The sequence below is a fragment of the Acinetobacter pittii genome (assembly GCF_034064985.1).
GTDB lineage: Bacteria > Pseudomonadota > Gammaproteobacteria > Pseudomonadales > Moraxellaceae > Acinetobacter > Acinetobacter pittii_H.
Map to the genome: position 1 here is coordinate 1199441 of NZ_CP139249.1, position 14260 is coordinate 1213700.

Annotated in this window: 14 protein-coding genes; 8 read left to right on the forward strand and 6 right to left on the reverse strand. The window is 39.0% G+C overall.

The window, feature by feature from the left end; translation table 11 throughout:
- The first annotated feature begins 125 nt into the window (after positions 1-125).
- The 5 genes from SOI76_RS05760 to hisP all read left to right on the forward strand — a co-directional run bounded on the left by SOI76_RS05760 (position 126) and on the right by hisP (position 4393).
- Positions 126-1154: a LysR family transcriptional regulator gene (locus tag SOI76_RS05760; RefSeq protein WP_104079031.1), complete on the forward strand. Its 1029-nt coding sequence runs from the start codon at positions 126-128 to the stop codon at positions 1152-1154.
- 176 nt (positions 1155-1330) lie between these two features.
- Positions 1331-2116, forward strand: a complete 786-nt coding sequence (gene argT, locus SOI76_RS05765; RefSeq protein WP_032053376.1) for an ABC transporter substrate-binding protein — start codon at positions 1331-1333, stop codon at positions 2114-2116.
- Positions 2117-2207: 91 nt separating this feature from the next.
- Entirely contained in the window at positions 2208-2897 is a 690-nt protein-coding gene (gene hisQ, locus SOI76_RS05770; RefSeq protein ID WP_032053377.1) for an ABC transporter permease, read from the forward strand.
- Positions 2894-3607 carry an ABC transporter permease gene (gene hisM / locus SOI76_RS05775; protein ID WP_032053378.1) on the forward strand — a complete coding sequence of 238 codons (714 nt, stop codon included), beginning with the start codon at positions 2894-2896 and terminating at the stop codon, positions 3605-3607. Before hisQ ends, hisM begins: the two co-directional genes overlap by 4 nt.
- A gap of 9 nt (positions 3608-3616) precedes the next feature.
- Positions 3617-4393 carry an ABC transporter ATP-binding protein gene (gene hisP, locus SOI76_RS05780; RefSeq protein WP_016145905.1) on the forward strand — a complete coding sequence of 259 codons (777 nt, stop codon included), beginning with the start codon at positions 3617-3619 and terminating at the stop codon, positions 4391-4393.
- 73 nt (positions 4394-4466) lie between these two features.
- Here the strand turns inward: hisP and abeS are convergent, their stop codons facing one another.
- The 4 genes from abeS to yjiR form a co-directional block, all read right to left on the reverse strand.
- The gene (gene abeS, locus SOI76_RS05785) at positions 4467-4796 is read right to left on the reverse strand and encodes a multidrug efflux SMR transporter AbeS (protein ID WP_104079030.1); all 330 of its coding nucleotides are present in this window, start codon (positions 4794-4796) and stop codon (positions 4467-4469) included.
- Between the two features lie 237 nt (positions 4797-5033).
- Positions 5034-5297: a YfhL family 4Fe-4S dicluster ferredoxin gene (locus tag SOI76_RS05790; RefSeq protein ID WP_104079029.1), complete on the reverse strand. Its 264-nt coding sequence runs from the start codon at positions 5295-5297 to the stop codon at positions 5034-5036.
- 2 nt (positions 5298-5299) lie between these two features.
- Entirely contained in the window at positions 5300-6670 is a 1371-nt protein-coding gene (gene yegQ, locus SOI76_RS05795; protein ID WP_104079028.1) for a tRNA 5-hydroxyuridine modification protein YegQ, read from the reverse strand.
- Between the two features lie 56 nt (positions 6671-6726).
- Complete coding sequence (gene yjiR / locus SOI76_RS05800; protein ID WP_104079027.1) at positions 6727-8193, reverse strand: PLP-dependent aminotransferase family protein; 1467 nt, start codon at positions 8191-8193, stop codon at positions 6727-6729.
- A 231-nt stretch (positions 8194-8424) separates the two neighbouring features.
- Between yjiR and SOI76_RS05805 the strand changes: the two genes are divergently transcribed.
- On the forward strand, positions 8425-9294 hold the full coding sequence (locus SOI76_RS05805; RefSeq protein WP_104079026.1) for a PhzF family phenazine biosynthesis protein: 870 nt from the start codon (positions 8425-8427) through the stop codon (positions 9292-9294).
- A gap of 55 nt (positions 9295-9349) precedes the next feature.
- Here SOI76_RS05805 and SOI76_RS05810 read toward each other — a convergent pair whose 3' ends face one another.
- Positions 9350-10129 (reverse strand): ferredoxin--NADP reductase, encoded by a 780-nt coding sequence (locus SOI76_RS05810; RefSeq protein ID WP_002118187.1) that lies wholly within the window; start codon positions 10127-10129, stop codon positions 9350-9352.
- 101 nt (positions 10130-10230) lie between these two features.
- Here SOI76_RS05810 and tsaA point away from each other — a divergent pair, with 101 nt between their 5' ends.
- Positions 10231-10962: a tRNA (N6-threonylcarbamoyladenosine(37)-N6)-methyltransferase TrmO gene (tsaA, locus tag SOI76_RS05815; protein ID WP_104079025.1), complete on the forward strand. Its 732-nt coding sequence runs from the start codon at positions 10231-10233 to the stop codon at positions 10960-10962.
- 8 nt (positions 10963-10970) lie between these two features.
- On the opposite strand, the gene SOI76_RS05820 is transcribed toward tsaA, so the two are convergent.
- On the reverse strand, positions 10971-12242 hold the full coding sequence (locus tag SOI76_RS05820; protein WP_104079024.1) for an MgtC/SapB family protein: 1272 nt from the start codon (positions 12240-12242) through the stop codon (positions 10971-10973).
- A gap of 255 nt (positions 12243-12497) precedes the next feature.
- On the opposite strand from SOI76_RS05820, the gene SOI76_RS05825 reads away from it, so the two are divergent.
- Positions 12498-14255: a GspE/PulE family protein gene (locus tag SOI76_RS05825; protein ID WP_104079023.1), complete on the forward strand. Its 1758-nt coding sequence runs from the start codon at positions 12498-12500 to the stop codon at positions 14253-14255.
- Positions 14256-14260: the final 5 nt, after the last annotated feature.

The following is a 14260-nucleotide window of genomic DNA, read 5'->3' on the forward strand; positions in this document are numbered from 1 at the left end:
GGGATGAACGGAGCATAAAAGTTTGTCAATCATGAATAAATATATTAAATTTGATAACACTATTCGTATTTTTATAATAATTGATGTGTTTGAGTTAAATAAAACGCATTAATAGGAGTGTGCGTGTGGATCTATTTCATGCCATGAGAGTATTCAATAAAGTTGTCGAAACAAATAGTTTCAGTTTAGCAGCTGATAGTTTGGGTTTACCGCGTGCTTCTGTGACGACAACCATTCAGGGTTTAGAGAAACATTTACAAGTTAGGTTGCTTAACCGAACGACTCGTAAACTTAGTTTGACACCAGATGGCGCAGTTTATTATGAACGTACTTCACGAATTTTAGCTGATGTCGAAGACGTAGAGTCAACTTTTCATGATTCGGAACGTGGACCAAGGGGCCGACTGCGTATTGATGTTAAAGCTTCGATTGGGAGAATGATCTTAATTCCGATGCTGTGTGATTTTCATAAACGTTATCCTGATATTGATTTGGTGATTGGAATGAGTGATCGTCCGGTCGATTTGGTACAAGATGCGGTGGACTGTGTCATCCGTATTGGTCAGTTGAAAGATTCAAGTTTGGTTGCACGTCGTATCGGAACAATTCAGTGTGTGACGGTTGCTGCACCACGTTACTTGGCAGAGCATGGCGAACCAAAAACTATTGATGACTTAAAAAAACATCAAGTCGTGCATTACTTTAATAGTCGTACCGGACGCAATATCGACTGGGATTTTATGGTCGATGGTGAGATTCATAGCGTTGGTGTGAAAGGGCGTGTTTCTGTCAACGATGGCGATTCATATGTTGATTTGGCAGTACAAGGTTTTGGCTTAATTCAATGCCCATATTACATGGTAGCCAAACATCTAGAAGAAGGTACGCTCAAGGAGGTACTGACGGAATGGTTGCCCGCACCTATGCCAATATCAGTTGTGTATCTACAAAACCGTCATTTATCGCCTAAAGTTCGAGTGTTTGTTGATTGGGTAGCCGAATTATTTGCAGGTTGTCCATTGCTGAGTGGTTGCTCAATGTTATGGGATCAGAAATGTGAATTTGCCACTGCCAAAGAACATAACCATGAATATACCATTCGAACCTTGGTCGAAAATGAAAATATGGCAGAAGCCTATGCACTCAAAAATTAGCTTCATATTTTGAGTGATTTTTCAACATTTAATCAGTTAATACAATCCACTGTTTAGTCATCTTCATAAATCCTTAATTTACTGGTATAGAAATTGCAATTATTTCGGCAGAAGAGTAATTTAGCAATTGCTCAAGTTTTTATCACCTTATTAGGATTTTAAGGAGAAGCTTCAAGATGGCAAGCTTTATGAAAAAAATGTTCGTTTCAACAACCTTAGTTTTGGCTGCTGTTGCAACGAATGTTCAAGCAAAGGATTGGAAGGTGATTCGTTTTGGTACTGAGTCGTCTTATGCACCATTTGAATATAAAACACCAGATGGCAAGTTAACTGGTTTTGATGTTGATTTAGGGAATGCTATTTGTGCAAAACTTAAAGCCAAATGTGTTTGGGTTGAGAACTCTTTTGACGGGATGATTCCGGCACTTAAAGCGAAAAAGTTTGATGGTATTCTTTCATCAATGACAGTCACTGATGAACGTGCAAAACAAATTGCATTTACTAGCAAAATCTACAACACGCCAACACGTATGGTTGCAAAAAAAGGTTCACCGTTATTACCGACTGCTGCATCATTGAAGGGTAAACGTGTGGGCGTACAACAGGGCACAATTCAAGAAACTTATGCTAAAACCTATTGGGCACCAAAAGGCGTAACTGTTGTACCTTATCCAGTCCAAGATTTGATTTACCAAGACATGATGTCAGGACGTTTGGATGCAACCTTACAAGATGCAATTATGGTTGATGGTGCTTTCTTAAAACAACCAAAAGGCAAAAACTTTGGTTTTGTTGGTGGGAACGTGGTTGATGCAAAAACACTTGGGGTGGGCGCGGCGATTGGCTTACGCAAAGAAGATGCAGACTTGAAAGCTAACATTAATAAAGCAATAGCTGCAATCATTGCAGATGGCACATACAAGAAACTCGAGAAAAAATATTTCTCCTTTAGCATTTACTAAGGATGTGAAAAATGTCGGCTTTAAGCCGACATTTTTAGATCTATTCTCATCTTATCAATATTAGATATTGTTTTTAAGGAGAAGAGGAGTCATGTTTTTTTCTGGCTATGGGCCACTCCTTCTCAGCGGTACATGGATGACCATACAGCTTGCGTTGTTGTCACTTTTACTTTCTGTGATTATTGGCTTAATTGGTGCGAGCTCAAAACTCTCTAGTATTAAAATTTTACGTTATATCGCGACAGCCTATACCACACTCATCCGTAGTGTGCCTGATTTGGTTATTATGCTGTTGTTATTTTATAGCTTGCAGTTGGGTCTCAACCAAATTACTGAAGCATTGCAAATGGACCAAATTGATATCAACCCATTTGTGGCTGGTGTGATTACTTTAGCGTTCATTTATGGTGCATATTTTACCGAGACCTTTCGTGGCGCATTCCAATCGGTTCCAAGAGGACAAATTGAAGCAGCAATGGCCTATGGTATGACCCCTTGGCAGGTTTTTCACCGTGTATTATTCCCTCAAATGATGCGTTTTGCGTTACCGGGTATTGGTAACAACTGGCAAGTTTTAATTAAGGCAACCGCACTAGTTTCAATTATTGGCCTAACTGATATTGTAAAAATTACGCAAGATGCGGGTAGAAATACCATGCAATTGTTCTTTTTTAGTGTCGTGGCTGCTGCGATTTATTTGGCAATTACCACCGTGTCGAACCTGATCTTAATGTGGCTTGAACGTCGTTATTCTGCTGGTGTGAGGAAGGGACAATTATGATTGAAATCCTTCAACAATATTGGCAGGCATACCTTTGGACCGATGGCCTACAAATGACCGGTGTCGCGATGACTGCTTGGTTATTGGTGCTATCGATTGGTATTGGGTTTGTGCTTGCTGTGCCTTTATCACTTGCACGAGTATCAGAAAATCTTTGGTTGCGTAGCCCAGTTTGGTTGTTTACTTATGTTTTTCGTGGGACTCCGTTATACATCCAATTGCTGATTATTTATTCAGGTATTTACAGCTTTGATTACATTCATGAACATCAGACGCTTGATGCATTTTTTAGAGAAGGCATAAATTGCACCATTTTGGCATTCGCGCTCAATACTAGTGCATATACGACTGAAATCTTTGCAGGAGCGATTCGTTCTATTCCACATGGTGAGATTGAAGCTGCTCAAGCTTTCGGTATGTCAAAATGGAAACTCTACACACGTATTATCATCCCATCTATGTTACGCCGTGCTTTGCCATTTTACGGTAACGAAGTCATTTTGATGTTGCACGCGACAACCATTGCATTTACAGCAACAGTTCCTGACATTTTAAAAATTGCGCGTGATGTGAATGCGGCAACCTATGACACTTTCAATGCTTTTGGAATTGCCGCGGTGTTGTATGCAATGCTGGCATTTATTTTGATTTGGATATTTCGTAAGTTGGAAAAACGTTGGTTGGCATTTTTAAAGCCATCGAATCATTAGGAGACATAAATGGAACACGTTGCAAAACTAGTGATTCGCGATTTACATAAGACATTCGGCGATCATGAGGTACTTAAAGGAATATCACTTGATGCAAATGCCGGTGATGTAATTAGTATTATTGGTTCATCTGGTTCAGGTAAAAGTACCTTGCTGCGTTGTATCAACTTTTTAGAACAACCGAGCAATGGCACGATTAAGCTCAATGGTGAAAAATTACGCACGGTCTTTGATAAAAAAGGCAATTTGAAAGTGGTTGAACCAAAGCAACTACAAAAAATGCGTACCCAACTGATGATGGTGTTTCAGCACTTTAATTTATGGTCTCACATGACAGTACTGGAAAATGTCATTGAAGGGCCAATCCATGTACTTGGAGTAAAGCGTGCTGAAGCTGAGGAGCGTGCACGCAAATATCTACGTAAAGTTGGATTACCTGAAAGTGTTGAAAGTAAATATCCGGCATTTTTATCTGGTGGTCAGCAGCAACGTGTAGCGATTGCTCGTGCTTTGGCTATGGAACCAGAAGTTATGTTGTTTGACGAACCAACCAGCGCGCTTGATCCAGAGCTGGTGGGTGAAGTACTAAAAGTAATGCAGGGCTTGGCTGAAGAAGGGCGTACCATGATTGTGGTCACACATGAAATGGGCTTTGCACGTCATGTATCTAATCAAGTGATTTTTTTGCATCAAGGGAAAATTGAGGAACAGGGCCATCCTGATGAAGTACTCAATAACCCGAAAAGTGAGCGTTTAAAGCAATTTTTAACAGGCAGTTTAAAATAAGTTGTTCATACCGACTAAGGTGAAATTTTTTAAAACAAGGGTTTACATCTTACTCGGTTGTTTTAGTTATAGTTTAAAGATGAGTATTTTTAGAAAACACATTAATAATGATAATACCCGCGATCATTAAAGTAAGACCAATGCAGGCAGCTAAGTCTAAATGCTGTTTGTAAAATATCCAGCCGATTGCGGAAATTAAAATAATACCTGCACCTGACCAAATGGCATATGCAATCCCCATCGGAATTGTTTTTAAAGTCAGGGACAATAAATAAAAAGCAATTGCATAGCCCACCACCGTAATGATGGATGGAATAGGAACAGTAAAACCTTGAGATGCTTTTAAAGCTGAAGTTGCAATGACTTCACAAGCAATCGCAATTGCTAAATAAAGATAAGACATGGGGAGCTGCGCCAGAATGAGTTTTAATCAATCTACATGAAATGTTGAAATGGATTGGCAGTTTTAACGATTGTTTAATTTTTTTGGTACAAAATTACCAGTAAATCAAACTGAACTGATAAATTGATTTTATCACTAGCAAAGTGTTCTCAGCTATTTATTCATTTATTTAATCATTGATCTGCATAGTCATAAAAAGAGGATCAGCGACTTTAGCTTGACCCTCTATAGACTATTTTAAAAAATAGATTCGCCGAGTAAATTTAACCCTTTAAATTTCTCTAATAGTTGCTCTTCATTCTCAATATGCGCAGGGTCTGGTTTTATGCAATCAATAGGGCAAACCGCCTTACATGTTGGTGCATCGTAAAAGCCTACACATTCGGTACAACGGTGTGGATCAATTTCATAAACTTTGTTGCCTTCAAAAATAGCTGTATTGGGGCATTCTGGTAAGCACATATCACAATTGATGCAGTCACTCGTAATCAAAAGTGCCATATTTAACTCGCTGAATAAGCTAATGTAGAAGCAGTAATATTTTCCTTGGCATGAGGCAAATTGCGTATGAGTAAGGCATAACTGATATCAACATCTTGTGAGAGTGGAATTTCAACGAAATGCCCCGAACCTTTAGCATCTGTAATTATGTTACCTTTTAAATCGCGCATTTCGGTTAAGGTAAAGGTAATATTGCCTTGAGGGGTCATCAGCTCAAGTGAGTCGCCCACCACAAAACGGTTTTTAACTTCAATGCGAATATAATCACCGTGACGCTCTAAAACCTCTCCACAAAATTGTTGGTAGTCAAAATGTGATGAACCATCAGCATAGTTTTGATATTCACTATGTACATGACGTCTTAAAAAGCCTTCGGTATAACCACGGTTTGCCAGCCCTTCAAGTTGGGTCATTAAACTTGAGTCAAATGGTTTACCTGCTAAAGCATCGTCAATAGCTTTTCGATAAATTTGTGCTGTACGGGCACAGTAAAAATAGGATTTAGTACGGCCTTCAATTTTCAGTGAGGCAATCCCCATTTTGGTTAAACGATCTACATGTTGTACCGCACGTAAATCTTTAGAGTTCATAAAATAGGTGCCGTGTTCATCTTCTTCAGCCGCAAACATTTCTTCATCATTACGTTGTACGAGTAAAGTTTGAACCGAGGTTGTTTCTGATTGTCCTGATGAGCAGCAAGACTTTTCTGACTCATTGAGCTGAGTAACTGGAATTACATCGCCGTTTGCATCTTCTTGGGCTTGATGCAACTTATAGTCCCAACGGCAAGCATTGGTACAAGCACCTTGGTTGGCATCACGCTTGTTCATATATCCAGAAAGTAAACAGCGGCCTGAGTAGGCCATGCATAGTGCGCCATGTACAAAAACTTCGAGTTCAATATCTGGCACATGTCGCTGGATTTCTTCTATTTCTTCTAAAGATAATTCACGAGATAAAATCACACGGCTTAGGCCGTAGTCTTTCCAAAATTTAACAGTGGCCCAGTTAATAGCGTTGGCTTGAACCGATAGATGAATTTGCACTTCTGGAAAATGCTCTCTCACCATCATGATTAAGCCTGGATCAGACATAATCAGTGCATCTGGTTGCATCGCTATAATTGGTTCAAGATCACGAATAAAGTTTTTTAATTTGCTGTTATGTGGCTGAATATTCACCACAACATAAAACTTTTTACCCAAAGCATGGGCTTCATCAATTCCGATTTTTAAGTTGTCATGATCAAAAGCATTATTACGAACACGTAAGCTATAACGTGGTTGTCCTGCATATACGGCATCTGCACCATAGGCAAAAGCATAGCGCATGTTTTTAAGTGAACCTGCGGGAGAGAGAAGCTCAGTTTTCATAAAATAAAAGGCATAAAAAATATATGGGTTTATTTTATTGACTCTACATTTTCGATTCAACCTACTGAATTAGTAGGGATTTGACCACTATCTTTTTGTACGGGGAGCGTATTTTTTGCTAGCTCTCCTAAACGCATCAAAGCATTTAACATTTTGGGATTTAACTCAAAACAAGCTGCAATACGTAAACAATGACTAAAACGTTTATCAGCCGAACATAAAATTCCCGGCATACATAAGATTTTTTCATCCATGGCCTGATGAAACAGTTCTAGAGTATCAATTGATTCGGGTAACTCTAACCATAGGATAAATCCCGCTTGTGGACGACTGACTCGAGTACCGATTGGAAAATAACGACAAATATAAGATTTGATGGTGTCAATTTGTTGTTGATAGCGTTTTTTGAGCTGACGTAAATGCAGGTCATAACCACCATTCTCTAAGAAAAGTCCTAAAGTTTCTGTGAGTAAAGCTGGCTCTGCAACAGTGGTTGTAAATTTAAGCTGCTGCACAATATTACGAAAGCGCCCAGCTTCTAGCCAACCAATTCGATAGTCGGGTGCCACAGTTTTTGTGTAGCTGCCACAGACCAAAACCCATCCATTTTGGTCAAATGCCTTAATGTTGGGTAGTAGAGGTTCGGTGAGTTGTAATTCGGCATACATCGCATCTTCAATAACAGGAATTTGGAATTGATTAGCGAGCTCTGCTAAACGACGTCGGTTGTTTTCAGGCATGCTAAAACCAAGAGGGTTATGTCCAGTTGGAATGGTTAATATGGCTTGTACACTTTTAGATTTTAAGAGTTCTTCAAGAGCATCTAAGCACATACCAGTATGTGGCGAAGTCGGCACTTCTACAATTTTTCGGCCTAAATTATGAAGGAGTGGGTACAAGTTATGAAAAGTAGGGATCTCAAGAGCAATACTGTCACCCGCTTGAGTTGTTGCCATAATCGCAAGACTTAAAGCCTCCATCGTGCCGTGAGTCAGCACAATATCATCTGCTGAAAGAAACATACCAAGCTGTAAACTTCGCCTCGCAATTTGTGTACGTAAACGTATAGAGCCGGGCGGTAAAGTATAGTTTTTAAAAATGTCTGGCTGCGTCCGTAAAACTTGAGCAGTTAAGCGTTTTAAGCGTTCAATTGGATAGAAGTTTTCACCTGTAGGGCAAGCCAGAGCTAAATTGATATAGTCGGGGTCCATCTGCTTTTTAACAATTTGTGCGAGAAAACAGCTAATTCCTGAAAGAGATACTTTTTCTTCACTGACATAACGCTCTTCGAGTTCTAGTAAATTTGAAGGTGCATGACAAACATAGTAACCAGACTGTGGACGAACTGAAATTAAACCTTGATCCTCAAGCTGACGATAAGCTTCTTTTACGGTGTTAATACTGACCTGATAATGTTGGGCACAATCTCGAATTGATGGTAGCCGAGAACCAATAGGCTGCCTGCCATTCTGAATTTGAAGAGTAAGTTCATCACTCACTTTTTTATATTTGTACATATCAATTTATTAAAAAGCAAAAGCAATGGATACACTTTATCGTGATCTCATATTTATCTCAAATATTGTGATTAATTTAGTTTAATACTTTTAATGGAGGATTTAGCTTTAAGAACTGTGTCTATTATTTTTCATATTAACTGATACTGTGACCATTAAAAATAAAACAGTAAGATCAAAAAATGGTGAGGATTTAAAGCCATATTTTTTTAATTATAAAATCAGTAGGAGTGGTCTATGTCTGTTGTTGCATTTAAACAAGTTGATGTTTTTACTTCACAAGCATTTAAAGGAAATCCTGTTGCGGTCATTATGGATGCCAGTACTTTAACGTCTGAGCAGATGCAAGCCATTGCGAACTGGACCAATCTTTCTGAAACCACATTTGTACTTCCTGCTACCGATTCACAAGCTGACTATCAGGTTCGAATCTTTACTCCGCAAAATGAATTGCCATTTGCAGGCCATCCTACAATTGGTACTGCCTATGCTTTGCTTGAGGCTGGTTTAATTAAAGCGAAAGAAGGTAAGCTGGTACAGCAGTGCGGTGCTGGTTTGGTGACTCTGACCGTGAGTGAATCAAGTCATATTTCATTTGAATTACCTAAGCCTAAAATTACTCCACTAGATGCTATGCATACTGAGAAATTAGCAGAAATTTTAAAATGTGAAATTAATACTCAGTGGAATGCTGCATTGGTGGATGTAGGGGCGCGCTGGATTGTATTACAAGCTGTTAATGCTGATGCTGTTTTAGATAGCCAACCAGACTTTGCCGCTTTAAAAGAACATGACTTAGAAATGAAAGTTACGGGTGCGACAGTTTTTGGTTTTCATGAAAATAATGATGAACAAAAACACATAGAAGTTCGTTCATTTGTCCCTTCATGTGGAATAAATGAAGATCCTGTTTGTGGTAGTGGTAATGGTAGCGTAGCTTCATTTATTCGTTACTATGGGATCCTTCCTGCACAAAATGATGTCGTACTCTCTTCACAAGGTGGGGCGGTAGGTCGAGACGGACAGCTTCAACTTGAATTGTATCAGGATAAAATTTTAGTGGGTGGAACCGCTGTCACCTGTATCGATGGCACAATTAAGTTGTGAAAACAGATATAAAAAAACCGAGGACTTTGCCTCGGTTTTTTTATATCTAGAAAAATTATTTTTCTACAAACGCACGTTCAATGACGTAGTCGCCCATTTCACCCATACGAGGTGATTCAACTAAACCGTGTTGGTCAAGTAATGCAGCAACGTCTTTTAAGAATGCAGGGCTACCGCAAAGCATTGCACGGTCAGTTTCACGGTTGAAGCGTGGTAAACCGATTTTTTCGAATAAAGCGCCAGTTTCAATTGCAGTTGTTACACGGCCTTGAGTGTGGAACGGTTCACGAGTAACAGTAGGGTAGTAAACAAGCTTGTCTTTAATACCTAACTCTTCAAAGAATTCGTGGTTTGGTAATTCGTTCAAGATAAGGTCTTGATAAGCTAATTCAGAAATATAGCGTGTACCGTGAACAACGATGACTTTTTCAAAGCGTTCGTAAGTTTCTGGATCACGAATAATTGATAAGAATGGAGCAAGACCAGTACCAGAAGATAAAAGGTATAAGTTTTTACCTGGTAAAAGGTCATCATGAACCAAAGTACCTGTTGGTTTTTTAGAAACTAAGATTTCATCACCAACTTGTACTTTTTGCAAAATCGAAGTTAAAGGACCGTCTTGTACTTTAATTGAGAAGAATTCTAACTCTTCTTCGTAGTTTGCACTTGCAATCGAATACGCACGCATTAACGGTTTGCCATTCACTTCAAGTCCGATCATTACGAACTGACCATTTTTAAAACGTAAGCTGGTATCGCGTGTAGTTTTAAAACTGAAAAGAGTGTCATTCCAGTGGTGAACATGAGTAATGCGTTCAACGTTAAAAGCAGCCATTAAAGGTCTCGATCACGATTAAAAGAAAACAGATTGCTATTCTAATCTAATTTCATTCCCGATAAACTGAATATATTTAATTGTGTTTATAAGAAAAAGTGATGATCAATTCTGTCACCTTCCCCATCATTGGCCATATGTGTTCTCCCTATCGTGAAAAATTTGGTATTCCACGCCAGCCCAATTTGGTCAATATTGAGTCTTATATTGATATGGTAGAACCTTATAATGACTTGTTAGCATTTGAGGGAATTGAGCAATTTAGTCATCTCTGGTTAGTTTGGCAGTTTCATGACAATAAAAATCAAGGCAGTGCAGATAAGTTCCGTCCACAGGTTCGTCCGCCACGTTTAGGTGGTAATGAAAAAATTGGAGTATTTGCTACACGAAGTATGTATCGACCCTCTCCAATCGGGCTTTCAGTCGTAAAACTTAATAAAGTGGAAAAGGTGGGCAAGTCTGTGCGTGTCTATGTCACTGGAAGTGATTTATTAAATGGCACCCCAATTTTAGATATCAAACCTTATATTCAATATTCTGATGCAATTGCGGAGGCTCAAAGTGGTTATGCACATGCAGAACCAGAACGAAAGGCAGTTATTTGGAATGAAAGTGCGTTAACAGCGCAAAAATATTTTCTTCAAAATAAAGAAATAGATTCGCAGTACATTGATGAGCTTGAGCAAGTGTTAGCTTTAGATCCTCGGCCTGCCTATCAAGAAGATGCTGAACGAATCTATAAAATGAAATTTTCAGACTTTGATATTCATTTTAGGGTCGATCAATTTGTAGTTACCGTTATTGATGTGGTGAAGACTTCTTCGCTTACATAATAGATATTTTAAAACCAGTGGATGTTGAGCCAAAGTAAAGTAATAAAAATAGCCATATGAATGAGTTGGGCGGGAACGAAAGCAAGGGCATAGCGTAGTCCGCCCGAAATTGCAGAGTTCACACTTTTAGCAAGAGCGTGAACTGCAAAACCTCCTAAAAAGGCAATTAATAAAGGTGTCATATGTGCGCTATCAGGTTCGCCTTGCACAATGACAGCCGCTATAGCTGCATGTATTTCAAATAAAGAAGCAAGTAAGGTCCCCGCGATTAATCCCGCATCGCCTAAAGATAGACTTAACCCATAAACACCTGCCTGAATAAGGGTAAGTGTACCCGCAATAATAATGGCTTCTTTTAAGCTGAACATTCTTGAGTCAAGCTCAGGTGAAGCCGTACTAGGCTCGGCTTTACGTAATAAAATAAAGGCCCATACTGCTAAAACTACTAAGGCAATAAGTGTAGGAAATATAATCAGCTTAAACCAAGCAAAGCTAATGCCGATCACAATAATTAAGGTTTGAATCAGTGTTGAAACGCAAGACATCAATGCAGCACCTGCATTTGTTGTTGCGTTGGCTTTGCCAGAGCGTACTTCTAAACCTAAACTGGCAATAGTTGCTGTACTAGAAACAAATCCAGAAGCTAAAGAAGAAAGTAATAAAGCATTTTTAGATGACAAAAGTCGCTTTGCTATATGGGCAAGGGCTTGTACAAATAAGATTAAAGTCAGTAATTTAAAAATCACATGTGGATTTAAAACTGGTCCCCAAAAAGGTTTATTGGGGACTAAGGGTAAGGCAATTAAAAGTAGAGCAAGTAAAAAAATCCCGTCACGCAATTCCGATTCGGTAATCCACTGACTGGCAATACCATGCATAGACTGTTTTGCAAATAAAATAATAGTTATGATCACTGCTAGGCCAGCAGCGAGCGAAATATTCCAAATACAAAGTGCCCCAATGAAGTAAGTCATAATAAAGGCGAGTTCGGTGGTTACGCCCGGGTCATTTGGTTGGTTTTTGAGGGAAACAATACTAATAGTCCCAATGAGAAGGGCGCCTACAATTCCAATTTCAGTGCCAAACAAAAAACAGATCGCTCCTAATAATCCACTAATGGCAAAAGATCGAAATCCTGCAAACGTTTTATATTCATGTTTAAGCTTACTTCGTTCTCGTTCTAAGCCAATTAATAAGCCGCAGCCAAGCGCTGCAGCAATGACTGTAATGAATTCTTCAAATGATGCTGTTTGTAATGACATTGTCATTGGAAGTTCCATGTTACTTCCTCTTTGCTTATTGTTATATGTAGATTTGAATCATTTAAAAATCATGTATTCACGTTTAGTTTATGCTTTTTATTATAGTGAGCATAGTGTCTTTTTTAGACAAAACTATGTAGAAAATATTTCTATAAATATGACCTGTGACACAAAAAAATATTAAGATGAGCAGTGGTTTAATTAACTGATGTTAAAGGATATTTAAATATAAAACATCTCTGCTATATTATAAAAATATATTGGGGATAACGCATGAATGCACATGTAGAAATAGATACGTATTGGTGTCTAGAACAACTATTACAAGAAGGCCGTATAGCAGAACGAGATAAATTACTGGTACAGACAAGTCACCGCCAAAAAGACCAGTTAAAGTGGCATCCATTACAGTGGATCGCACATTTTAATTTAAAAGATCAGCAACACACACATGCGCATTTGAGTTTAAACCGCTTATGTTTATGGTTTGCAGATCGGGTTCAGCTACCTCTATTTGTGATAGATCCTTTAAAGGCAGATGTCAGCGCTTTAACGCAGGTCATGTCACAAGAGTTTGCCATTCGCAACCATATTTTAGCTGTTGAAATTCATGCTGACCGAATCGTGATTGGAACAGATCAACCATTTCAAACCGATTGGCTTAATAACCTTGAACGTAGTCTAGCGCCTAAAAAAATTGAACGGGTACTGCTTAATCCCGAACAGTTACAACGCTATTTGCGAGAATATTATCAAGTGAGTCGAGCGGTAAACTCGGCTCAAAAAGATGCAGCTCATGACCGTGACAATAAAAATGTTGAAGCGCTTTTGCAGCTTGGCGATAGTCAAAACCCTGATGCTAATGATCAGCATATTGTGAAATTGGTCGACTGGATTTTACAGTTTGCATTTGAGCAGAGTGCCAGTGACATTCACATGGAACCGCGCAAAGATAACGGTAAAGTCAGGTTTAGGATTGATGGCGTTTTGCACACCATTTATAACATGCCTTCAAATACACTGACCGCCGTGATTTCTCGGATTAAAATTTTAGGACGTTTGAATGTAGCGGAAAAACGTAAACCACAAGATGGCCGGTTAAAAACACGTACACCTAAAGGGCAAGAAACCGAATTACGTTTATCAACCTTACCAACCGCATTTGGTGAAAAACTGGTTATGCGTATTTTCGATCCTGATGTGCTGGTGCGTTCTTTTCAGCAACTGGGTTTTGAAGAGCGGTTATTACAACAGTGGCAACAATTAACAAAAAATAGCCACGGTATTATTTTAGTCACAGGTCCCACAGGCTCCGGTAAAACGACCACGCTATATTCATCTTTAAAGCAGCTTGCAACCGAGCAGGTCAATGTATGTACCATTGAAGATCCGATTGAAATGCTAGAGCCTAGTTTTAACCAAATGCAGGTCAATAATGCAATTGAGTTAGGCTTTGCAGACGGTGTGCGTGCACTGATGCGACAAGACCCTGACATTATTATGATTGGGGAAATTCGTGATCAAGATACAGCGAATATGGCCATTCAGGCAGCATTAACAGGTCATTTGGTTTTATCAACTTTACATACCAATGATGCACCGTCTAGTTTGACTCGTTTGCATGATCTAGGTGTACAACCATTTCTGACAGCTGCAACAATTTTGGGTGTTCTCGCGCAGCGCTTAGTCCGCCAACTTTGTCCACACTGTAAGCAAAAAACTCATATTAATGAGGATGAGTGGGAACACCTAACCTTTGACTACATTATGGAAATGCCTGAAACGGTTTATCAGGCAGTAGGCTGTGAAGAATGTCGACATACAGGCTATAAAGGCCGAGTTGGTATTTACGAGTTTATGCCAGTCAGTCTTGAGCTTAAACACCTTATTAGTAGTCATGTGACATTAAATGATTTAAGAACTCAAACTAAAAAAGAAGGTATAGAACCTTTAAGAATTGCGGGAGCCCGTAAAGTGATTGAAGGACTTACGACATTAGAAGAGGTCTTGAGAGTTGTACCATTAAATTAAGTTTT

Bases quoted from the DNA above. Each gene is read 5' to 3' on its own strand.
- argT (WP_032053376.1), top strand. From the start codon at position 1,331: ATGGCAAGCTTTATGAAAAAAATGTTCGTTTCAACAACCTTAGTTTTG.
- hisQ (WP_032053377.1), top strand. From the start codon at position 2,208: ATGTTTTTTTCTGGCTATGGGCCACTCCTTCTCAGCGGTACATGGATG.
- SOI76_RS05820 (WP_104079024.1), bottom strand. From the start codon at position 12,242: ATGGAACTTCCAATGACAATGTCATTACAAACAGCATCATTTGAAGAA.
- SOI76_RS05810 (WP_002118187.1), bottom strand. From the start codon at position 10,129: ATGGCTGCTTTTAACGTTGAACGCATTACTCATGTTCACCACTGGAAT.
- SOI76_RS05825 (WP_104079023.1), top strand. From the start codon at position 12,498: ATGAATGCACATGTAGAAATAGATACGTATTGGTGTCTAGAACAACTA.
- SOI76_RS05790 (WP_104079029.1), bottom strand. From the start codon at position 5,297: ATGGCACTTTTGATTACGAGTGACTGCATCAATTGTGATATGTGCTTA.
- SOI76_RS05805 (WP_104079026.1), top strand. From the start codon at position 8,425: ATGTCTGTTGTTGCATTTAAACAAGTTGATGTTTTTACTTCACAAGCA.
- yegQ (WP_104079028.1), bottom strand. From the start codon at position 6,670: ATGAAAACTGAGCTTCTCTCTCCCGCAGGTTCACTTAAAAACATGCGC.
- abeS (WP_104079030.1), bottom strand. From the start codon at position 4,796: ATGTCTTATCTTTATTTAGCAATTGCGATTGCTTGTGAAGTCATTGCA.
- tsaA (WP_104079025.1), top strand. From the start codon at position 10,231: ATGATCAATTCTGTCACCTTCCCCATCATTGGCCATATGTGTTCTCCC.
- hisM (WP_032053378.1), top strand. From the start codon at position 2,894: ATGATTGAAATCCTTCAACAATATTGGCAGGCATACCTTTGGACCGAT.
- hisP (WP_016145905.1), top strand. From the start codon at position 3,617: ATGGAACACGTTGCAAAACTAGTGATTCGCGATTTACATAAGACATTC.